This window comes from Pedobacter sp. 01N310, from assembly GCF_056399805.1.
Genome location: NZ_JBFTSB010000005.1, coordinates 278,255 through 300,140 on the forward strand (window position 1 = coordinate 278,255; position 21,886 = coordinate 300,140).

General features: G+C 38.9%; 17 protein-coding genes. 9 read left to right on the top strand and 8 right to left on the bottom strand.

Features of this window, described 5'->3' with window-relative positions; genetic code table 11:
- Position 1 precedes the first annotated feature (1 nt).
- From AC1DNH_RS13050 to ruvX, 7 genes are all read right to left on the bottom strand, one after another.
- Complete coding sequence (locus AC1DNH_RS13050) at positions 2-1,006, bottom strand: DUF3078 domain-containing protein (protein ID WP_477579316.1); 1,005 nt, start codon at positions 1,004-1,006, stop codon at positions 2-4.
- Between the two features lie 94 nt (positions 1,007-1,100).
- Entirely contained in the window at positions 1,101-1,424 is a 324-nt protein-coding gene (locus tag AC1DNH_RS13055; protein WP_477579318.1) for a hypothetical protein, read from the bottom strand.
- Positions 1,421-2,173: a hypothetical protein gene (locus tag AC1DNH_RS13060; protein ID WP_477579320.1), complete on the bottom strand. Its 753-nt coding sequence runs from the start codon at positions 2,171-2,173 to the stop codon at positions 1,421-1,423. The genes AC1DNH_RS13055 and AC1DNH_RS13060 overlap by 4 nt, the downstream gene beginning before the upstream one ends.
- Positions 2,174-2,221: 48 nt before the next feature.
- Complete coding sequence (locus tag AC1DNH_RS13065; protein ID WP_477610502.1) at positions 2,222-3,064, bottom strand: glucosaminidase domain-containing protein; 843 nt, start codon at positions 3,062-3,064, stop codon at positions 2,222-2,224.
- Between the two features lie 83 nt (positions 3,065-3,147).
- The gene (locus AC1DNH_RS13070; RefSeq protein ID WP_477610503.1) at positions 3,148-3,825 is read right to left on the bottom strand and encodes a glucosaminidase domain and LysM peptidoglycan-binding domain-containing protein; all 678 of its coding nucleotides are present in this window, start codon (positions 3,823-3,825) and stop codon (positions 3,148-3,150) included.
- Between the two features lie 78 nt (positions 3,826-3,903).
- The gene (locus AC1DNH_RS13075; RefSeq protein ID WP_215165355.1) at positions 3,904-4,542 is read right to left on the bottom strand and encodes an O-methyltransferase; all 639 of its coding nucleotides are present in this window, start codon (positions 4,540-4,542) and stop codon (positions 3,904-3,906) included.
- 7 nt (positions 4,543-4,549) lie between these two features.
- The gene (ruvX, locus tag AC1DNH_RS13080) at positions 4,550-4,966 is read right to left on the bottom strand and encodes a Holliday junction resolvase RuvX (RefSeq protein WP_025141594.1); all 417 of its coding nucleotides are present in this window, start codon (positions 4,964-4,966) and stop codon (positions 4,550-4,552) included.
- Positions 4,967-5,286: 320 nt separating this feature from the next.
- On the opposite strand from ruvX, the gene AC1DNH_RS13085 reads away from it, so the two are divergent.
- The 4 genes from AC1DNH_RS13085 to AC1DNH_RS13100 all read left to right on the top strand — a co-directional run bounded on the left by AC1DNH_RS13085 (position 5,287) and on the right by AC1DNH_RS13100 (position 11,431).
- The gene (locus AC1DNH_RS13085) at positions 5,287-6,435 is read left to right on the top strand and encodes a DNA polymerase III subunit (protein WP_477625426.1); all 1,149 of its coding nucleotides are present in this window, start codon (positions 5,287-5,289) and stop codon (positions 6,433-6,435) included.
- 1 nt (position 6,436) lies between these two features.
- Positions 6,437-7,957, top strand: a complete 1,521-nt coding sequence (locus AC1DNH_RS13090; protein WP_477580642.1) for a PSP1 domain-containing protein — start codon at positions 6,437-6,439, stop codon at positions 7,955-7,957.
- Positions 7,926-8,417 (top strand): gliding motility lipoprotein GldH, encoded by a 492-nt coding sequence (locus AC1DNH_RS13095; RefSeq protein WP_477580644.1) that lies wholly within the window; start codon positions 7,926-7,928, stop codon positions 8,415-8,417. The genes AC1DNH_RS13090 and AC1DNH_RS13095 overlap by 32 nt, the downstream gene beginning before the upstream one ends.
- Positions 8,418-8,572: 155 nt before the next feature.
- On the top strand, positions 8,573-11,431 hold the full coding sequence (locus tag AC1DNH_RS13100; protein ID WP_477580646.1) for a TonB-dependent receptor: 2,859 nt from the start codon (positions 8,573-8,575) through the stop codon (positions 11,429-11,431).
- A 226-nt stretch (positions 11,432-11,657) separates the two neighbouring features.
- Here AC1DNH_RS13100 and AC1DNH_RS13105 read toward each other — a convergent pair whose 3' ends face one another.
- Positions 11,658-12,959, bottom strand: a complete 1,302-nt coding sequence (locus AC1DNH_RS13105) for a UDP-N-acetylmuramoyl-tripeptide--D-alanyl-D-alanine ligase (RefSeq protein WP_477580648.1) — start codon at positions 12,957-12,959, stop codon at positions 11,658-11,660.
- An 84-nt stretch (positions 12,960-13,043) separates the two neighbouring features.
- Between AC1DNH_RS13105 and AC1DNH_RS13110 the strand changes: the two genes are divergently transcribed.
- The 5 genes from AC1DNH_RS13110 to AC1DNH_RS13130 all read left to right on the top strand — a co-directional run bounded on the left by AC1DNH_RS13110 (position 13,044) and on the right by AC1DNH_RS13130 (position 21,561).
- Entirely contained in the window at positions 13,044-15,539 is a 2,496-nt protein-coding gene (locus AC1DNH_RS13110; protein ID WP_477580649.1) for a M14 family metallopeptidase, read from the top strand.
- Positions 15,540-15,740: 201 nt separating this feature from the next.
- A complete protein-coding gene (locus AC1DNH_RS13115; protein WP_477607923.1) occupies positions 15,741-18,911 on the top strand; it encodes a SusC/RagA family TonB-linked outer membrane protein in 3,171 nt (1,056 codons plus the stop codon).
- A gap of 11 nt (positions 18,912-18,922) precedes the next feature.
- Positions 18,923-20,395: a SusD/RagB family nutrient-binding outer membrane lipoprotein gene (locus AC1DNH_RS13120; protein WP_477582229.1), complete on the top strand. Its 1,473-nt coding sequence runs from the start codon at positions 18,923-18,925 to the stop codon at positions 20,393-20,395.
- Positions 20,396-20,545: 150 nt separating this feature from the next.
- Positions 20,546-21,067, top strand: coding sequence for an immunoglobulin-like domain-containing protein (locus AC1DNH_RS13125; protein ID WP_477582227.1), 522 nt, complete (start codon positions 20,546-20,548; stop codon positions 21,065-21,067).
- An 11-nt stretch (positions 21,068-21,078) separates the two neighbouring features.
- Positions 21,079-21,561, top strand: coding sequence for a lipid-binding protein (locus tag AC1DNH_RS13130; protein WP_477582225.1), 483 nt, complete (start codon positions 21,079-21,081; stop codon positions 21,559-21,561).
- The last annotated feature ends 325 nt before the right edge of the window (positions 21,562-21,886 follow it).

A 21,886-nucleotide genomic window follows, 5' to 3' on the forward strand; every position in this document is an offset into this window, starting at 1 on the left:
CCTATCTGGGGAAGGTAAAGCCAAAACCCAGCGCTAAAGTTTGGTTCGCCTGTATTTTGTTTGTGCCTGTATCATCATCAAATAAAAGTACCCCAGTTAAACTGGTGTTCATAAAACGGTTAATTTTTGCTGTTAAAGCAATGTCTAACCTGTGGTCGATTTTACTTGCCTTAAAATCTTTATAAGGAATGAACATGGCATATCGCGCTTTTAGGTTTGTATTGGTGAAAATATCCTTATCGAAAGCACTCACGATCTGAAAAGCCAGTTCGTTTTTAAAGTTTTTCCCTTTTTCTACTGCGTAAACCTCATTTTTACCGTCGTATACCGCGGTATCGAGAACAAAAGTTTGTCTGGCTGTACCTGTACCGATCCGTGTAGAGAAATATTTAACAGGCTTGTACTCAAAACCGATTGATTCGGTTAAATAGCCTGGTGCCATAAATTTAGAAATCAAAACCTGTTGTTCATCTCCATTCCCATCCCTAAAGTATCTGAAGCCTTTATCAAACTGAGATTCAAAACTTATCGATCCGAAAAAGAACCAGCTTTTAGAGAGTTGGAAAGACGCTTTATTGTCCCAAAAAATACGGTCGTTGGTTTTCTTTTGCAGCTGATCTTTATTTTTGATTTTACCATATTGCAAAACAAGTTCACTGATATAGCTATAGCTGTTTTTATTATATTCTGCTTTCCAGTTTAGCAAGCCACCAACAGCCACAGAGTTGGTACCCCCACCTTTCCAGTTGTTACTAAACTGGGCCTGATTAACATTGATACCGATGTTGGTTCTTGTTTTCCAATAATTAATCTTGGCGTTTACCACCAAAGGCTTAATTTTTACCGGTTCAAAGTTTAATGGTCCTTGTCTGCTCGGCAAAGGACTACGCTTTAACTTTATATTCAGGTCTTTTGTATTGATCGGAATAGTATCAATTTCCTGTGCATATAATTTTGTAGAGCAGAAACTTAGAATCAGGATTATGGCAGCTAAACAGTTCTTCATTGCCTACAAAGAAAACGAAAAATTTTAGAGATAAAAAGCATTTAACAAAATGATTGTCAGATTGACAATTGAATTGAAGGTGAAAACTATTGTTTCAGATCTTTTTAAACCAGCCGTACCAATTACCCTTTTTTAGGTAATTTAAATCATTTTCATTTTCATAGGCTTCCTGCTCAAAAACGATGTTACGGTAGGCTAAATCATGGTTCCGGCATTTAATAAGATTAAGCAGGTAGTTAACCAGATATAAAATATAAAAAGGGAAAATAAGCAATTCTAATTGCTGGCGTAAATGGATTTTTTCGTGGTTAATAATGATTGGATCACTTTTAAACCGCGGCGATTTTAACAGGATAAATGGAAAGATTGCCATGCCCGCTGCCGGAAGTTTTTTAACGATGATAATTGGCGCTTTCACAGCTTATCGATGGTTATTTTAGGCAATGGAGGCAATTGCAGTGCTTTGGGGTTTAACCTGTAGCTTTTATAGGCATTTCTGATAAACTGGTTAAAAGAATAATCAGTAGCATCGAGCACAAACTGATAAGTTGGGCGGTATTGCTGCATAAAATCAATGAGCTCAGCATCTTTTATGCCTAATACCTGACTAACCAGACTGGCGCTGAAACGATAATCGATCAGGTCTTCACGATAGTCTTTTTCTAAAATTTTTTGAAGGTGGCGGGCATTTCTTCCTTGCTTGCTTAACAGATTATAGATCGCATCGATACCTAAACCAACACCGCCGTTACCTAAGTTTAATAAATCTTTACTACTTCCTTTCATGGTTTGGTAACGATATTCCTGAACATTTTTTTCGTATTGCTGCTGCGGACTTAATCTTTTTTGTTGAATAAGTACATCGCGCAGTCTTATGCCCAACGATCTGAGTTGAAAGTATGCGGCAGTTTGTCCCTTAAAAACAATAGTATCTACTCCATAGCCCGATAAAGCTGCAACTAAGGTGTCGCCAGGCAGCGCAAAGGTGCTAAACTCACCTTTGGTATTGTTGTATAAACCATCACCTGTACGGATGTTATAAATATAAACCTTGGCCAAACGCTGCTTTGTTTCTTTATCAATAACAATTCCCTGCACAGGTTTATTCTGTGCATGAAGCAACGTAGAGAAGCCGAAAGCAAGTATAAAGGGAAGAAAAAATTTCATTAAGCTACAAAACTACAAATATCTGGCAGGCTATGCTTGTACTTAACATTATTTAACCTTAAGTATCAGACCCAGTTTAATGGCGTCGGTACTCATTTCGTTCAGCATTTTTAACTGATCAACCGTTAAATTAAAACGTTTTGCAATATTGTAGAGTGTATCTCCTTTAACAACGGTATAAGTACCATCGGCAAGAATGGGTTTAGCTGCAGCAGGGGGAGGGGGTACTGGTGTAAATTTAGCCTTTTCCTGCGGAATATTCTGATTGATTTCTGAAAAGACACGATCCTCCCTGGCAATCTTTTGCTTTTCGCTTTCCGGTTGATCGTATTGGTAAAGCTGGTATTTTTCGATGGTATTGATCAATAAATCTGGATATTTTGGATTGGTGGCATATCCGGCTGTTTTTAATCCCTGCGCCCAACTTTTGTAATCGTTCTTATCCAACTGGAAAAGGAAGCTATAACGTTTGCGCTTTAAAAACTCAGAGTGATCCCTGAAAGATTCGCGCGCATCCTTATACACCCTAAAACAGTCGTTTTTTTGATCATCGTCCCGGAAGTAGTTTTTTCCCTTCCAGTCTAATGTACATTTAATACCAAAATGATTGTTGGCGTATTTAGCCAGGTCGCTATTTCCACTGCCCGATTCTAAAATTCCCTGCGCCAATGTAATACTTGCAGGGATTCCGTTTGCATTCATTTCTTCAACTGCCACTCCTTTAAACTCATCAATGTAACTTAAAGTATTGTAACTTTTGTACGAATTGTTGTTGGCTTTGTTGGCTGCTTTTTCTATTTGCTTGTTGTTTTTAGAAAATTTCCGCGTACCGCAAGAGCTAAAAAATATGAGGGTTGCTGCTATAAGGATGTAATGGCTGAATGAACGCATTGATGTTATGATTTGTTTAATCGGTTAATTGTTGGAATTGGTTAACTGTATGGCTTTATCGACTTTGGTTCATGACCCCGGACTCAAAACTTCAACTTCTGTCCTGGTTTTAAGTTCGCTTTTTTTATGCCGTTTTTTTGCATCAGGGCTTTAACGGTGGTGCCTTTCTTTTTTGCAATTATTCTTAGGTTGTCTCCAGATTTTACGGTATAAGTTTTGGCTGTTCTTCTGCTTTTGCTGCGGTGGTGAACTGGCGCTGCATAAACAGGCTCTTCATATCCTTCTGGCCTTTCATCATATTGGTAGAGTTCGTATTTTTTAATTAAGCCAATTACCTGGCTGGCCCAGCTTCTACTGCTGGCATAACCGCAACGGCGGATTCCGTAAGCCCAGCCTTTGTAATCGTATTGATCGTATTTTTCGAAAAGATTATTAAAAGGCTTGCGGGTTTCCATAATTTCTACAAAATGGCTGTAAGATTCATCCGCATTTAAATAATCGCGATAGGATGAACGGATTTCGGCATTGTTATTCGGGCCTTTTACTCCAAAATGATTATTAAGGTGTTGTGCGATTTTACTGTTTCCTGCAGCCGATTCGTGTATGGCAACAGCTAAAATAACGCTGGCTGGAATTTTATGATCGTGCATTAAACCCTGTGCATATTCTACGTGCTCTGCAATATATTCTTCCGTATCTTGCGCTCTTGCAACAATCCCTGTTAAAAGGAGCAGACAAAAAGTAAAGATTTTTTTAGTCATGGTTAACTGTACAAATTGTTTAATTGGTTAACTGTACGATTAACCGATTAAAACAATTAACCGATTAACCACTATATGTTAAGCTTTCTTCCTGATCACAAACAAACCATCGCGAACAGGTAATATCAGTTTCTCAACCCGTTCATCTGCAGCTATTTTATCATTAAAACTAGTAATATTTCTGGTGTCTTTATCCTGTTTCTCCTGCAGTACTTTTCCACTCCATAATACATTATCCACAATGATAACCCCGCCTGGACGAACGCGATCAAAAATCATATCGTAATAAGTGCCATTATTTTTCTTGTCGGCATCGATAAAAACAATGTCGAAAACTTCGTCTAAACCCGCTATTGTGGTGGTGGCATCGCCTAAGATATAGTTGATCTGATCATTAAATGCAGATTGCGCAAAGTTACGGCGCACCATATCTTCCAATTCCTCATTAATATCCAGCGTATACAACAGGCCATCTTTGGTTAAACCTTCAGCAAGGCATAAAGTAGCATAACCGGTAAAAGTGCCGATTTCTAAAATTCTTTTAGGGGAAATCATTTTGCTCAGCATGCTTAAAACCCGGCCCTGATAGTGGCCAGATAACATGCGGGGCATTAAAACTTTAAGATTGGTTTCGCGGTCTATCTGTTGAAGCAATTCGCTCTCAGGTTCGCAATAGGCAATTAGTAAATCCTGTAAATCGTCGTTTATTAGGCTCATTTGTTGGTTATAAACGGTTACTTTCCATAAAATATTGTAAAATGATGGTTGCGGCAATGGTATCAACCCGATCTTTATCTCTTCTGTCCATTTTTTTTAGGCCACTTTGCATAATGGCCTGATGGGCAAGTTTAGAGGTAAAGCGCTCATCAACCCAATGTCTTGGGATATCGGGGAATGATTTTTTTAGCAGTGTAGCAAAGCCCTTTACATGTTGTGCCGAATCAGACGGAGAGCCGTCCATCTGTTTAGGATCGCCCAATACAAAAGCCTCCACCTGCTCGGTGAGCATATACTTTTTAACATATTCGATCACATCTTTCGGATGCACCGTATCCAGTCCTGTCGCGATAATCTGCAAGGGATCGGTTACCGCGATACCGATGCGTTTTGTTCCGTAATCAAATGCGAGGATCCGTGCCATAAAAATAGTTAAGCGTTGGGTGTTTGACGTAAAGCGTTTAGCCCGTTTAAAAAAATAAAGCCAAAGGTAAGGTTTTTTAGGAAATGGGTTTTTTAGCAAAAAGGCTTCTTCAGAACCAATCAAAACCCTATTGCAGCGGCATCCCCAAATTAGTTCAATTTGGGATATAGCGGAAAGAGGGGCTGAACCGAACAAAAGCATTACCGGAACCAGCTTTTCTAAAAAATAAAATGTCGTTTTAATCTAAAAAATACAGATTCTGAAGCAAGTTCAGAATGACGAGGCTGTGAATCTCATATCTATTTCTTATTTTGCACCAAATGCAGTTTAAAGAAATCATCGGACAGGAAAGAGTGAAGCAACAATTGGTGCAAACGGTTAAGGAAAACCGCATTAGCCATGCGCAACTGTTTTTGTCGCCTGCTGGTTCTGGCGCTGTACCGCTGGCTATTGCCTACGCACAATACATTAATTGCCTTAACAAAGGCGAAAATGATAGTTGTGGCGAATGCTCGAGCTGTAGAAAATACGAACGTTTAATTCATCCCGATCTCCATTTCTCCTATCCTTTTTTTGCTTCTGCGAGTGTAAAAACAGCTGTAGATGTGTTGGAAGAATGGCGGGGTATGTTAATGCATGACCCTTATTTCGATATGGATATCTGGCGTTCTAAACTCGATGCAGCTAATAAACAGGCTAATATTAATATTGCCGAATGCCACGATATTATTAAAAAACTAAGTTATAAAGCCTTCGAAGCCGAAACCAAGGTTTTAATTATGTGGCTGCCCGAATATTTGGATAAAGCCGGAAATGCGCTGCTTAAATTAATTGAAGAGCCACCCGCAAATACTTTATTTATTTTAATTGCACAAAGCCAGGATCAGATTTTAACCACCATTTTATCCAGAACGCAAATTGTGAAAATCCCAAAACTTTCGTCAGAAGAGGTAACCGGATATTTATTGAATGCGAGGGGATTAAGCGAGCACCAGGCTATTGATTACTCATTTTTGGCCGATGGAAATTTAATTGAGGCAAAAGCACTGGCTGCCGATACGCAAAGTGATAGTTCGGGTACATTTACTGCTTGGTTGAGGATGGGTTTTGGCAACAAAGTTCCCGATCTGATCGAATTTACCGACGAGGCAGCGAAGTGGGGAAGAGAAAACCAGAAGAATTTTTTAAAATATGGCGTAAATTATTTACGCGAATGCTGTTTAATTTTAAGTGGTGCTGAAGAATTGGTGAAATTACCCCCCCTAACCTTCGAAACGGCTAAAAAACTCAGTACACACGTACTCACCTTGCCTATGGCAGAGGCTATAATAGGCGAACTGGAAAAGGCACATTACCACATTGAAAGAAACGCAAACCCGAAAATTCTGTTTTTAGATGTATCTTTACAATTGGTAAAAATTATCAAGTTTAAAACGCTCCCCGCGGGGACTCAATATATATATAATTAATATGGGATGTGGAAGTTGTTCAACAGGTGGTGGTTGCACCCCTAATGGATGCAAAAGTAATGGCTCATGCGGCACCGGTGGTTGCCAAACAATGGAAGTTCACGATTGGCTATCTAATTTGGATATGCCTTCTAATTATAAACCTTTTCAGGTTACAGAAATCAAATTTAAAGGCTCACGCAAAGAGTTTTTCCTTAATAATGATAACATTTATCTCGAAATTGGAGAACTTGTTGCCGTTGAAGGACCAACTGGTGGTTTTGATGTGGGGCACGTTTCGCTTACGGGCGAACTGGTAAGGATCCAGATGAAACGCCGTAAAACGGCGCTCGATCAGGTAACCAAAAAAATCTACCGTAAGGCTACAGAAGCTGATGTAGAAAAATGGAATGCCGCTAAAGGGATGGAGTGGGAAACTATGCACAAAGCCCGTAAACTAGCCTTGGATCTTCGTTTACAGATGAAAATCAGTGATGTAGATTATCAGGCCGACAAAACCAAAGCCACTTTCTTTTATACAGCAGATGGACGTGTGGATTTCCGTGAGCTCATTAAAAAAATGGCAGAGAGTTTCCGTATCAGGATTGAAATGCGCCAGATTGGGATGCGTCAGGAAGCTGGCCGTTTAGGCGGAATTGGCTCCTGCGGTAGAGAATTATGTTGCTCAACCTGGTTAACCAATTTCAAAACCGTATCTACTGCTGCGGCGCGTTATCAAAATTTATCACTAAATACTTTAAAGCTTGCAGGGCAATGCGGTAAATTAAAATGCTGTTTAAATTATGAGCTAGATACCTATTTGGATGCTTTAAAAGATATTCCCGATAGAATTGAAAACCTTGATACTGAGGCTGGTTACGCCCGTCACCAAAAAACCGACATTTTCAAAAAAATCATGTGGTTCAGTTACCAGGGTGATGAAAACTGGATTCCTGTTAAAGCTGCGCGCGTAAAAGAGATCATGGCAATGAACAAGGCGGGCAAAAAAGCGCCTAACTTAAAAGAAGAGGCCGTTCAGATTGCTGCGCCGGTTGTAGTAGAAAAACCTTTCGATTATGAAAATGTAGTTGGTCAGGATAGTTTAACCCGTTTAGATGAACGCTCGAGGGGTAAAAACAACCAGAACAAAAACAATAATCAGAAAAACAGCCGCAACAACAACCAAAATAAAAGAGAAAGAATTCCTATCGGAGAGAAAAATGCAGGCCCTAATAATAGAACTCAGCAACCTCAACAGGGCGCGCAGAAAGCTCAACAAGGCGGCAAACAACAGCCTAATGGACCAAAGCCACAACAGGCAGTACCTAAACCACAGCATGTAAACGGGCCAAAACCTCAAAACAATAAGCCGAAACAACAGCAGCCACAAGCGCAAAAGCCTGTAGTAAAAGCTGAAGGAAATGTGGCGGCCGAGGGTGTTAAGCCAGAGCAGAGCAAAAATAAAAACAGAAATAACCGTAGGAAAAACAATAACCGCCGAAACAATAATAATGGCTCAGAAAATAAACCTGCTGCTGAATAAAAAGCAAATAATTTTGCTTGGCTTTTTATTCATTACTTCGCTATTTGTTAGCTGTACACGCAGCGTAATTGATAGTAATGTAGAAATTGCCAACCGCAGGTGGACCTACCGTAACCATATTTCGACACTGTTTGAGGTTAAGGATAATACTAAGGCCTACAACATTTATTTTAAGCTTAGACATACCGCCGATTATAAATATGCCAATATTTTTATCCTTGCCCATTTTAAAGATGGCAAAAAGATGATAACGCGGCGTTATCAATACAAACTCGCCAAAAATGATGGCGAATGGTTGGGCAGTGGTTCTGGGAATGTATTTAGTTATACCCTGCCGATGTTAACTAACTATCATTTTCCCCGAAATGGTAAGTTTGAGATCGAAATCGAGCAGAATATGCGCGATAATCCACTTTTAGAGGTAAGTGATGCTGGTTTATTGGTTGAAGAGGCAAAATAAGTTTTGTTTTGACTTAGCATTTTATTGATTATTTAACCCATTGTCATTGTTTATTTGTATTTGAGTGTATTTTTCGGAATTTTATTTGGAAAAGTTAGCTTTCTCACTACATATTTGTAATAAAATTGTTATTATTGTTTATAAACCTATGAACTATGATACGAATTTTACTCAAAAACATCCTACCCCTTCTCCTCATTTTAATTTCTCCTCAATTATTTGCCCAAGGCTTAAAGGGTAAGGTAACCGATTCTGCAGGCTTAGCTATTCCAGGTGCTACAGTTCAGGTAGTTGGCTCAAAAATTGGAACATCATCTGATGGAAATGGGCTCTATGCCTTAAAATTTCCTTCGCCCGGGGCTTATAAAGTGAGGATTTCTTTTACAGGCTACCAAACGGCCGAAGTAGCTGTTCAGATCGATAATGCCGTAAAAACGATGGATTTTGCATTGCAGGATGCGAAAGAACTGTTAAGTGATGTAGTTGTGGTTGGATCAAGGTCAACGCCAAGAACGAACATCGAAAGTGTGGTTCCTGTTGATCTGATTTCTACAAAAGACGTTAAAGTATTTGCGCAGGCAGATTTAACGCAGATTCTAAACTTTGTAGCGCCATCTTTTAGCTCTAACCGGCAAACCGTTGCTGATGGAACCGATCACATTGATCCTGCATCTTTACGCGGTTTAGGACCAGATCAGGTTTTGGTGCTGGTAAACGGAAAACGTAGGCATACTACAGCATTGGTAAACATTAACGGTACTTTCGGGCGTGGCTCTGTCGGAACCGATTTAAACTCCATCCCGGTTTCGGCAATAGAACGCATTGAGGTGCTACGTGATGGTGCTGCGGCGCAGTACGGTTCGGATGCCATTGCAGGAGTAATCAACATTGTGTTAAAAAAGGTAACACCGTATAGTTTTTCTACCTCTTTCGGTCAGTCTTCATCAAGTGCTTTAGGGCGCGATTTTAGCGATGGCAGAACCTTTCAGGTTGATTTTAGCAAAGGATGGGCATTTAAAAATGATAAAGGTTTCATCAATTTTGCAGCACAATACCTCCAAAGAGGCTATACGAACAGGGGTGGCCTAGACACCCGTCCGTTATTATATTCTGCGAGCCCAACTAAAGGTTCAACAGAAACCGAAGCTGATTTTCAAGCCCGTTTTGCAAGCTTAAAGGCTGCTGATGATGCAAGGGCAAGAGCAAACGGCTTGGATAGAAACAACATGCGCGTGGGTAACTCCGATTCGAAAAATGGAGGAGGTTTTTTAAACGGACAGTTTAATTTTGGTAAAACCACTCAATTGTACTATGCAGCTGGCTTTACCCATAAAACAGGTAGCGCCGCGGGGTTTTATCGCCTGCCAACACAAACAACACAGATTGATTTATCCATCTATCCTAATGGATTTTTGCCTTTCATCGATACCAAGATTAATGATTATTCATTCTCAGCCGGATTGAGGGGTAAAATAGGCGCTTGGGATTACGACCTAAGTAATACAAGTGGAGAAAATACCATTGAGTTTAATATTGACAACACGGTAAATGCCTCATTACCAACAGGCACTAGTCCTACTTCGTTTTATGCAGGAGAATTGTTGTTCAGACAAAACACCAGTAATCTTGATTTAAGCAAAAAGCACACTTTTGACGGTGGATTTTTAACTTCATTAAATACGGCATTTGGTGCTGAATTCAGGATAGATAATTACCAGATCAAAGAAGGTGAGCTTTTGTCGTATTCAAATGGTGGAAGATTAATCGGAACATCCCCTACAGCATCAGGTGCGCAGGTATTCCCAGGCTTTAAACCGAGCAACGCATTGGATAAATCGAGGCACAATGTTGGTGCTTATGCCGATCTTGAAGCCGAGTTTGGGCCCCGGGTAACTTTAGGGGCTGCTGGCCGTTACGAAAATTACAGTGATTTTGGTTCTAACTTCTCGTATAAATTTACAGGTAAGGTTAAACTTTTTGGTGATATTTCGCTGCGTGGAGCTTATTCCACAGGATTTAGGGCACCATCTTTACACCAACAATATTTTAATAATGAGAGTACACAGTTTGTAGGCACCAATGCAACGCAGGTTTTAACTGTAAATAATGCAAATCCTATTGTGGCCCAATTTGGTGTAGGCGCATTAAAACCTGAAATTTCTAAATCGGGAAGTTTAGGCTTAGCAGGCAGAATTGCCAAAACTTTTACTTTTACCATAGATGCTTATAATATCGATATCAGCGACCGGATTGTTTTCTCCAGCCAGTATGCCCGCGAACGTGCTGGTGGTGTTTTAGTGCCAACCGGCGTGGTGAATCAGATTTTAAATACGGTAGATCCAGCGGCACAAATTAACAGTGTACAGTTTTTTACCAACGCCATTACCACCAATACCGCAGGTATCGATGTTGTTTTAACCAATAAGTTCAATTTGGGCGCAAAAAGCAGCTTAATTTTAAGTGTTGCTGGTAACGTTAACAAAACCGTGGTGAGAAGTATTCAGGGTTCTGATAAAATTGAAAGTGATCCTACATTAAAGGCTAAACTTTTCGATCGTTTAGAACGCTCCCGTTTCGAAAGTTCTGTGCCTAAAAACAAACTGAATATCACCGCAACTTATAATGTAAATAAACTATCGTTTGTGGCAAGAACAGTTCGTTTTGGCGAGGTTACCTATTTAAATGCTATCGATCCCAATGTTGCTGCCAACGGCTTACCTACGCAATTGGATCAGACTTTTGCGCCTAAATGGATAACAGATTTCTCGGTAAGTTATGCCGCAAATAAAACCTGGTCGGTTACCGTTGGGGCCAATAATATTTTTGATGTTTACCCTGATAAATTATATATCGATCCGCGTAATAATGAAAATAATTTGAGCGGAAACGCTGCGGGCAATTATTCAGGGGGATTAGACAATACCTCGAATGGTAGGTTTTTGTACTCAAGAGCTGTTAGCCAGTTTGGTTTTAGCGGTAGGTATGTGTATGGCAAAATTGCCTGTACATTTTAAAGAAATTTAAAAAAGAAAAGCGTCCAGATTTTAAATCGGGGCACTTTTTTGGTTTTACGCCTCTAAGGTAATGCCATTCCCTTAGGGAGAAATAATAAAACGTTGTCATCCTGAGCCTGTCGAAGGACAAATGTTTTATTTATTTCGAAAATTAAGAGGTCTTCGACAAGCTCAAACTGACAGCAGAATGTTTAAGTTACCGATACTGCTCTTCGTGGATTTGAAACTACAGATATTGTAACAAACTCTCCAGTTTCATTCCTCTTGATCCTTTTAACAATACCAAATGATCCTGAACCGGGTTTTCCTGTAAATATGCGGCTGCTTCGGCCGGACTTTCGAAAAATGTGCCCTTAAACTTGTCTTTAAATGAATAGAAATCCTTCCCGATAAAAATTAGCTGATCTAAGCCGCTTTCATTAGCCTGTTTCGCAATGAGTTCATGCTGGCCATAAGATTCTGGTCCAAGCTCAAACATACCACCCAAAATAGCAGTCTTTTTATCGGCCGATAATACTACAATATTTTTCAGTGCAGCGGTCATGCTGCTTGGGTTTGCATTATAAAAATCGCAGATTACCGTATTCTTTTCTGTTTTGGTTAACTGAGAACGGTTATTTTTTGGCTGATAATTAGATAAACCGGAATTGATTTCATCCGGAGTCATATCAAAGAAATCGCCAATACAGATTGCAGCAAGAATGTTTTCGAAATTATAACTACCTGTTAAATTGGTTTTAACAGAAGAAGAAACCTCATGGTTGGTCCAATCTACCTCAATAAAAGGGTCGCTGCTTTTTAATTTACCTTTAATGGTATTGCCGTTTTCTGTTCCATAATAAATCAGTTTGTTTAAACCTGCGGCAGTGCTCATTTCAAGCAAGTATGGATTGTCTCTATTGATAAAAGTATAACCATGGGTTTCTTTTAAATAGGCATAAAGTTCTGCTTTGCCCTTTTTTACCCCTTCAAATCCGCCGAATCCATCTAAATGTGCCATGCCAACATTGGTAATAATGCCATGTGTGGGCTGAGCAATGGTACAAAGTAGCTCTATTTCCTTCTGATGGTTTGCTCCCATTTCGATTACCGCGATCTGCACCTCACCGGTGATGGACAAGATAGATAGCGGAACACCAATGTGATTGTTTAAATTGCCGAATGTGGCAAAGGTTTTGTATCGTTCTGCTAAAACAGCATTTACCAATTCTTTGCTGGTTGTTTTGCCATTACTGCCCGTTAAACCGATTACCGGGATATTTAATTGTTTGCGGTGATAACGTGCCAGATCCTGCAAAGTGCTTAATACATTTTCAACCAATAGGCATTGACTGTTTTTGGCATACTTTTCTTCATCTACAACTGCATAAGCTGCGCCTTTTTCAATAGCTTGAGCAGCAAATTCGTTGGCATTAAAAAGATCTCCCTTAAGCGCAAAAAAGATACAACCAGGGCTAATGTTTCTTGTATCGGTAGAAATAACAGGGTTTTCTTGGTAGTAATCGTATAATCTTTCGGTTGTAATCATGCCTATGGTAAAAAATATGATGTAAAATTAAGCTTTCGCATTAACAAAAAACAAAATTAGTACATTAGGTAAAATTATTTTAACATGAAGAGACTGTTGACGTTCTGCCTAATCTCCCTTACTTCTATTTTATTTGTACATGCTCAGGTAAAATCTCCCGACGACTTTTTAGGATACGAGCTGGGTTCGCACTTTACCCCGCACCATAAAGTGACCGATTATTTTAGACAAACCGCTGCGGCTTCTGCTAAAAACATGAAACTGATAGAATACGGTAAAACCAATGAAGGCAGACCTTTAATGGTGGCAGTTGTTTCTTCACTAGAAAACATAACCAAACTCGAACAGATTAGGAATAACAATTTAGCTTTGGCAACTGGTACCAATAATAGTGTGGATTTAACAAATCAGCCTGCCATACTTTGGTTAAGTTATAATGTGCATGGTAATGAGGCAAACTCAACCGAAACTTCAATGAAGATGCTTTATACCTTAGTTTCGGGTGTTAATAAACCTGCAACAGAATGGTTAAAAAATACAGTTGTGGTGATTGACCCTTGTTTAAACCCCGATGGAAGAGACCGTTATGTGAATTATTTTAATAGTGTGGTGGGTAAAACACCCAATGCTGATCCGTTATCAAGAGAACACATAGAGCCATGGCCAGGCGGCAGACCAAACCATTATTATTTTGATCTAAACCGCGATTGGGCCTGGCAAACCCAGGTTGAAAGCGTGCAAAGGTTAGCGCTGTATAACCAATGGATGCCACAGGTACATGTCGATTTTCACGAGCAAAGTTATAATGAACCTTATTATTTTGCACCGGCAGCAGAACCGGTTCACCAGGACATTACGCCCTGGCAAAAAAGTTTCCAGGTAGTGGTAGGTAAAAACAACGCCAGGTATTTTGATGCGGAAGGTTGGCAGTACTTCACCAAAGAGCGTTTTGATTTACTATATCCATCTTATGGCGATACTTATCCCTTATACAATGGATCAATAGGCATGACCTATGAGCAGGGTGGAATCAGGGCCGGATTATCTGTGGTGACTAACGATGGCGATACGTTAACCTTAAAAGACCGCATCGCACATCACTTTACAACAGGAATGTCTACCCTTGAAGTAACTTCCTTAAATCATCAGAAGTTATTAGCGGAGTATAAAAAATATTTCCAGCAGGAATTAGCCAATAGCCCTGGTGTTTATAAAAGTTATATCATAAAAGCGACTAATTTGTCACGCTTAAAAAAACTGGCTGAACTGCTAACCAAAAACAAAATCGAATTTGCTTTTGGTGGTGATAAAATGGGAAGAGGTTATGATTACGATACCCAAAAGGAGGAAAGTTTTAGCATCGCCCGTAACGATTTAATTGTTAATATTCAGCAGCCAAGGGCCGTTTTGGCGAACGTTTTATTAGAGCCCCAAACTCTTGTAACCGACTCTAATACTTATGATATTACTGCATGGGCCCTACCTTATGTATACGGATTAAAAGGTTATGCCAGTAAAGAAAGTATTAAAGGGAAATATTCAGCAATTGAAGAGGCAAAGGTAATCAGTAATGAACTTGAGAAGCCCCTGGCCTGGTTATTTAGCTGGGGAACAGGCGAAGATGTTCAGGTTTTAACTGCGCTGCAAAAAGAAAATATAAAAGTTAGACAGGCCGATCAGCCATTTGTGGTAAACGGTAAGGACTATCCTGCCGGAACCTTAATTGTGTTGAGGGCAGAAAACGAAAGACTGATCAAAGGGATGAAAGATAAGGTTACATCGATCGCCAAAATCTTAAACAGGCCAATTCAGGCAGTTAGCAGTGGTTTTGTAGAGAAGGGGAAGGATTTTGGCTCTAATGTTTATCCATTGTTAAAACAGCCTAAAATTGCCATTGTATCTGGCATGGAGGTTTCTTCTCTTGCGTTTGGCGAAGTTTGGTTTTTTCTTGAGCATGATCTAAATCTTTCACCAAGTATTATTAATGTCAAGGACCTGAATAACCTGGATATTAATAAGGTAAACACCTTAATCTTGCCGGATGGAGGTTATAGCGCTTTTATTGGTGATGGTTTAACCGCATGGATAAATAAAGGAGGAAAATTGATTTTGATGGAAGATGCTATAGAAAGTGTATTCGAGAAAAAAGGATTTGATATTAAAAAGAAGGAAGCGGTTGTAAAAAAAGATGAAAAGCCAGAGGCAAACAAACTCCTTTTCAGGGATAAGGACAGAGATGATTTCGAAACGACCATACCCGGTGCAATTTACCGGATCAATCTCGATGCTAGTCACCCTTTTTCTTATGGCCTGGGTAAAACCTACTACAGTTTAAAAACAGACCGTAAAATTTATGAGCCCTTTGTTAAGGGGTGGAATGTGGGTTTAATTAACGAAAAAAGTTTAATGGCCGGTGTAGTGGGTAAAAAAGCAAGGGAAGAGCTTAAAACCGGGCTTTTAATCGGCGTACAAGATTTTGGGCGGGGCAAAGTAGTTTATTTGGCTAACGACCCGCTGTTTAGAAACTTCTGGGAGGGTGGAAAAACCCTATTTGAGAATATAATTTTTTGTGGATATTAACAACCGTACTTGAAAACAGGCGCTGATTACTAGATTTTTAGTTAAAAGTTTAATTAGCATAAAAAAGTTACGCCTGTGAAATGGGCCTCAGGGGGCATTTAAGATGCCATTAGTTAAAAATAGTTAAAATAAATTTGCTTCAGGAGTTAACTAACTCTAATTTAGCATAAATTTTAATACATTAACTAACCTATTTCTACTATGAAAAAACTTCTACAGAGTTTGTTCATCCTCATGTTTTTTACGGTAAACGTAATGGCACAGGATCGAACAATCACAGGAACAGTTACGTCTTTAGAAGACAAACTACCAATTCCTGGAGTAAGCGTAAAAATTCAGGGGGCTGCTGGTGGCACCTCTACCGATTCGAATGGGAAATTCTCCATTAGAGTTTCATCAGATGCTAAAACAATAGAATTCTCTTCTATTGGATTTACATCTCAAACCAAGCCGATCGGAAGCTCAAACGTAATTAATGCTGTTCTAACTACTGATTCTAAAGCATTAGGCGAGGTTGTAGTAACTGCTTTGGGCGTTAACAAGGCCACAAAAACTTTGGGTTATTCTCAAAGTACCTTAAAATCGGCAGAGGTGAATGCATCTGCACCAGCAAGTTTATTTGGCGGTTTGCAGGGTAAAGTTGCAGGGGTAAATATTTCCAACACATCTGGTGCGCCAGGTGGATCAACTAAGGTTATTTTAAGAGGTTATTCTTCCATAACGGGAAGTAACCAGCCTTTATATGTTGTTGATGGAGTTCCGTTGGATAATTCGACGGCAGGTTCTGATAACAATTACGATTTTGGTAACAATGCAAATGATATTGATCCAAATAACATAGAAAGTATCAGTATTTTAAAAGGATCAGCAGCAACAGCCTTATATGGTTCACGTGGATCGAACGGTGTTTTGATTGTTACAACTAAAAAAGGAGCAGCAGGCAAATTGAAGGTAGATCTTTCTACAGCTACTACTTTAACCAATGTAGCATCTGTTTATAAGCTTCAAGATCAATTCGGGCAGGGCTGGGATGGTACTTACATTCCTTCTGAGAATGGTAACTGGGGTCCAAAATATGATGGTCAACTGAGATCATGGGGCGCAATAGTTGATAACTCTCAATTGTTAAAACCTTTTTCATTCATTAAAAACAATGTTAGGGATGCGTTAACTACAGGTATAGAGTTAAATAATAATATTGCCTTGAGTGGAGGAAATGACAATAGTACGGCTTATTTTTCTTATGGTAATATTTACAGCAATGGCTATCTTCCGTCTGATAATGATTCGTATAAAAGAAACAACTTTACCTTAAAAGGATCAACCAAATACGGAAATTTCTCCGCTGATGCATCTTTAAACTATGTTGGTAAAACTACAAAATTTATCAATCAGGGAGGTGGCAATTCAGGTATCGGTTCTTCATTTTATGAAGATATCCTACAGATCCCTGGCGATATTCCAATTAAAGATCTTCAAGATTATAAAAACAAATTCTTTAACGTTGACAATTATTTTACTCCTTATGCAGAAAATCCTTATTACTCTATTTATGAGAATGGAAGTAGGTACAAGAGTGACCGCGTGTATGGAAATATTAATTTGAATTACAAAGCAGCAAGCTGGTTAAGTTTTCAATTCCAACAAGGTGCTGATATTGATAATGCCATTAGCAAAATCTGGCATAATAAAAATGCACCGAGCCCAGGTAGTTATAATGCAGGTGGGAACATTGAAGGTTCTTCGAGAGCAGCAGATGCCGGTGATGTAATCGATGGATCTGTAAAAACGTTTGAGTACGATTCGAAATTAAATGCACTATTTAACACAGAATTAAATAGCCACTTCGATTTAGATGGTTTAATTGGTGTTAACTACAATGATCGTGGTTCAAGGGTATTGACTACGGGTATCGAAGATTTAGCAATACCAGGTTTTTATCAGATTAATAACTCAGCAAACAAACCAACATCAACAAGTGCAGAATCACATCGCCGCTTATTTGGCGCGTATGCATCCGCAACACTAGGTTACAACAAATACCTATATTTAACACTAACAGGTAGAAACGATTGGTCGTCAACACTTCCACAGAACAACAATAATTACTTCTACCCTGCTTCGAGTTTAGCTTTCATCGCTTCTCAAGCCATAGATTTAACCAAAACACCCATCAGCTTTTTAAAATTTAGAGCAAGTTATGGCGAAACAGGAAGTGATACAGATCCTTATCGTGTATTTAACAGCGCCACAAGAACATCCGTTCCTTTAGGCTTTGGAACCTTAACTTTTCCTGTTTTTGGTGTACCAGGCTACTCAATCTCTAACCAGTTGAACAGTAATAACTTTAAACCAGAACGTGTTAAAGAGGTAGAGTTGGGTGCTGAGATTAGGTTTTTAAAGGATCGTATTGGAATCGATGCAACTTATTACAATAAATTAAGAAAAGATCAAATTATCCCATTGCCTATTGATCCAGCAACGGGCTATTCATCATACATTGTAAACTTTGGTTCGGTTCGTAACAAGGGCGTAGAAATTGCCGTAAATATTAAACCAATCAAAACAACGGATATTGACTGGAATTTAAATTACACGTTTACAAAAGAAAACAGTAAAGTAACCGAATTGCCGATCGGACTAGATAAGGTCGTTTTAAATTCGGCTTATGATGCGCAGTTTGTAGCCCGTGTTGGTCAACCATTAGGTATTATTGAAGCGCCTACACGTACTTATAGTCCAACAGGTCAGGTTATTGTTGATTCAAACGGATATCCAGTATATTCTTCTGAAAACGTAAGTTTTGGATCAACGGTGCCAGACTTCGTAATGGGATTGAGTAATCAGTTCCGTTATAAAGATTTTTCACTTTCATTTACGTTAGATTGGCATAAAGGTGGTGTGTTTTATTCAGGAACAGCCGATTTATTAAACTTCGTGGGTGCAGATGAAAAGACGACTTATAATGATCGCCGTCCGTTTATTGTTCCTAATTCTGTTCAAAAATTAGCTAACGGTACATACGTAGAAAACACTACTCCTATTACCGAAGCCAATACCGACGATTTTTACTACCATACATCAAATAAGGCTGATGCTTATGCTAACCGTATTTTAGATAGATCTTTCTTAAAATTAAGGGAAGCCACTTTAAGCTATAACCTACCTAAATCTATTGTGGGCAAAGTTGGCGCACAAAGAGCATCAGTCTCTGTTTTTGGAAGAAACCTTGTAACCTGGTTAGCTAAAACGAACAACACTATTGATCCCGAGGTTTCTAATTTCGGAAACGATTTAGGAAGTGAATTTGGTGAGTTTAGAACTGCTCCTCCTGTTAGGTTCTTTGGTGCATCATTAAAAGTTTCATTTTAATCTATCTTGTAATGAAAAATAATAACATAAAATATAAAGTGCTGATGTTATCAGCAATAGTGTTACTTGCCTTTGGATGTAAGAAGACGCTAGATATTAACGTAAGTCCAAATAACCCTTTAATTGAAACCACTACTCCTGAAGTGTTGTTTCCTTCAGCAGTAATGTCAACTACAGGTCGTGTTGGCGGTGATCTGACCATTTTGGGTGGCATTTGGGCTCAATATTACACACAGGCAAATGCTTCAAATCAATATAAAACAATTGATTCTTATGCATTAACCCGTAATGATTTTAACGGTAGTTATAATGAGTTATTCTCTGGTGCATTAGCTGATTATCAATTGGCTATAAACCTAGCTGTAGCAAAAAGTGATTGGCGCTATAATTTGATGGCCACGGTAATGAAAGCTTATACTTATCAAGTACTGGTGGATCTGTACGATAAAGTTCCATATACAGAAGCGTTAAAAGGCATTGATAATCTGCAGCCTAAGTTTGATGATGGCTATACTATTTACGTGGGCCTACTTGCAGAAATAGATGCAGCACTTGCGAAAGATTATACCAGTATTGCGTTAAGCAGTGACCAAAAGAAAACCGATTTTCTTTTTGGTGGCGATATGAGCCTTTGGACTAAATTCGCAAATACCTTAAAGTTAAAAATGTATTTAAGAATGGTTAATGCAAAACCTGCAGAAGCGCAGGCTGGTATTACAAAATTATATACAGATGGTGCGAACTTTTTAACCACCAGTGCAGGTATTGCTACATTTGATGGTACACCAGACAATAGTAATCCTTTTTATGAATATAATGTACGTCGTTTAAATACCACTACAAACTTGAGGGCTAGTAAAACCTTTACCAGTTGGTTGTCCGCAAATAACGATCCAAGGGTTAATTATTATTTTGGAACGGCTAGCCCTGTGCCAATAAACCAAGGTGATTATACTGCAACAGCAACCCAGCAGCCGACTTATGCAAGTGCAACAGTTTTTGCTCAAACGGCTAAAGATCCAGTTTGGTTTATTTCTGCAGCCGAGTCGTATTTCATGCAGGCAGAGGCGCTAGAACGCTACTATGGGGGTACAGGTGCTGCGGCTATGTATCAAAACGGTGTGAGGGCAGCTTTTACTCAAGTTGGATTAGCAGTAAGTGCAGTTCCTGCACCTTATCTAGTATATCCAGCAGGTACTTTTGAACAAAAACTAGAAAAGATAATTGTTCAAAAATGGGCCTCTTTCGCAGGCTCCCATAGCCTTGAAGGTTTCTTCGAACAAGAGCGTACGGGATATCCAAAAACAAGTACAGTATATTCGACAGATGCTAGCTATATCGCTGGCCAGTGGGTGTATTCGAAAAATGGAGTTACATCAGGGTTGTTTCCTAAACGTTTGGTGTTTCCTGCTTCATCAAGAGATAGAAACAGCAACACACCAACAGAGGTGCCAATTACGACTAAAGTTTGGTGGGGTAAATAGTATTTAATTGATAAAAAGATGAAAAGATATTTAACAATAATCATATTGGGAGTTATAAGTATGACTTATAGCTCTTGCAAAAAAGAGTCCTTTGACTATCCGGAAGGTTATGTAGGTATTTCCAAAATAACTGTGTTTCCAATACTAACTATGAAAGGTGATAAGTATGTTGCAGTTGCCAAAGGAGCAACTTATACGGATGCTGGCGCCACAGCAGTAGCAGGAACAAGTACTATTGAAGTAAAAACTACAGGTCTGCCAAATACAGCAACAGCTGGTGTTTATTTGATTACCTATGCAGCTACAAATACTGATGGTTTTTCTGCCACAGCAACTAGATCTGTGGTGGTTTATGATACTAAGGCAGATGCATTAGTGAATGATTTTTCGGGAAACTATTTGAGGGCGGCTACAGGAACAATCACAAAATGGACTAAATTGGCCCCTGGCGCTTATCTGGTAAATAACCCCGGCGGTGCAGCAACTGGGACAACAGTCAACGTAATTGCCATTAACCCTACTGGTAGCACAATTGATATTCCACAACAGAATACCGATAGCGGGCCGTGGGGGTCAAATACCGAGAGTAAAGATTTAATTACAGGCAATTATTCATGGGCAGTTGAAAATCCTGGTTATGGTACCGCGGTTAGAACTTTTGTTAAACAATAATCAATAGAGCGATGAAAAAATATTTTTATATACTAACACTTTGTGTACTAAGCATATCTGCTTGTAAAAAAGATGAACCAGTTGGCGGTACAGCAGTACAGGACCTATCTGGTGAGTGGTGGGTGCAGATTGATGGTAAAGGCGATTATTATGGAATCTCTACCTACAATACAGCTGATAACTCATCAAGCCAGATGTGGTTAAATTTGACTAATTTTTGGGGCAGTTCAACTCAAACTGTTTTTGGTAAGGTTAATGTAAACCTAGATAACAAAACCATTACTGGGCAGAATATTATTAATGCAGGTACTTATACAGGTGGTATAAAATTTACGGTAACCAATGGAAAGATCACAACTAATGGTGCCGTGGGACCATCATCTAAAGCACCAACCGATGCCATTGCATTGGATGTTGAATTTTCGGATGATCCGGGAACGGTTTATCACTTAAAAGGTTACCACCGAACAAAATTTGTTGAAGACGATCATTAACTATTCGTAATAAGTAATAAGGCCCTCCATAATTATTTCTGGAGGGCCTTGTTGTTTTAAGAGAAATTTATAACAAAGGCTTTAAATTTTTAAAATGCTACCCTTTTAATAAGCGGTATTTAAGAACCTAAACCGCTCTAAAATTTCATTTTTTGTATAACTATGAAGACGGTTATTTTTAACTAAATTATTAGTTTTGTTGGTTTTTGATGCTTTTTTTGTCAAATAGTTATTTTTTAACAAAAAAAAGGGTTAAATGTTAAAAATTGTTAAAAATAATTTGGTTGTATACATAACTAACTCTACATTAGCCTTTATAAATCAT

What these genes read in the sequence shown, in the direction of transcription:
- AC1DNH_RS13110 (WP_477580649.1), top strand. Translation starts at nt 13,044, where the DNA reads ATGAAGAGACTGTTGACGTTCTGCCTAATCTCCCTTACTTCTATTTTA.
- AC1DNH_RS13105 (WP_477580648.1), bottom strand. Translation starts at nt 12,959, where the DNA reads ATGATTACAACCGAAAGATTATACGATTACTACCAAGAAAACCCTGTT.
- AC1DNH_RS13050 (WP_477579316.1), bottom strand. Translation starts at nt 1,006, where the DNA reads ATGAAGAACTGTTTAGCTGCCATAATCCTGATTCTAAGTTTCTGCTCT.
- AC1DNH_RS13070 (WP_477610503.1), bottom strand. Translation starts at nt 3,825, where the DNA reads ATGACTAAAAAAATCTTTACTTTTTGTCTGCTCCTTTTAACAGGGATT.
- AC1DNH_RS13130 (WP_477582225.1), top strand. Translation starts at nt 21,079, where the DNA reads ATGAAAAAATATTTTTATATACTAACACTTTGTGTACTAAGCATATCT.
- AC1DNH_RS13100 (WP_477580646.1), top strand. Translation starts at nt 8,573, where the DNA reads ATGATACGAATTTTACTCAAAAACATCCTACCCCTTCTCCTCATTTTA.
- AC1DNH_RS13095 (WP_477580644.1), top strand. Translation starts at nt 7,926, where the DNA reads ATGGCTCAGAAAATAAACCTGCTGCTGAATAAAAAGCAAATAATTTTG.
- ruvX (WP_025141594.1), bottom strand. Translation starts at nt 4,966, where the DNA reads ATGGCACGGATCCTCGCATTTGATTACGGAACAAAACGCATCGGTATC.
- AC1DNH_RS13115 (WP_477607923.1), top strand. Translation starts at nt 15,741, where the DNA reads ATGAAAAAACTTCTACAGAGTTTGTTCATCCTCATGTTTTTTACGGTA.
- AC1DNH_RS13090 (WP_477580642.1), top strand. Translation starts at nt 6,437, where the DNA reads ATGGGATGTGGAAGTTGTTCAACAGGTGGTGGTTGCACCCCTAATGGA.
- AC1DNH_RS13120 (WP_477582229.1), top strand. Translation starts at nt 18,923, where the DNA reads ATGAAAAATAATAACATAAAATATAAAGTGCTGATGTTATCAGCAATA.
- AC1DNH_RS13065 (WP_477610502.1), bottom strand. Translation starts at nt 3,064, where the DNA reads ATGCGTTCATTCAGCCATTACATCCTTATAGCAGCAACCCTCATATTT.
- AC1DNH_RS13075 (WP_215165355.1), bottom strand. Translation starts at nt 4,542, where the DNA reads ATGAGCCTAATAAACGACGATTTACAGGATTTACTAATTGCCTATTGC.
- AC1DNH_RS13125 (WP_477582227.1), top strand. Translation starts at nt 20,546, where the DNA reads ATGAAAGGTGATAAGTATGTTGCAGTTGCCAAAGGAGCAACTTATACG.
- AC1DNH_RS13085 (WP_477625426.1), top strand. Translation starts at nt 5,287, where the DNA reads ATGCAGTTTAAAGAAATCATCGGACAGGAAAGAGTGAAGCAACAATTG.
- AC1DNH_RS13060 (WP_477579320.1), bottom strand. Translation starts at nt 2,173, where the DNA reads ATGAAATTTTTTCTTCCCTTTATACTTGCTTTCGGCTTCTCTACGTTG.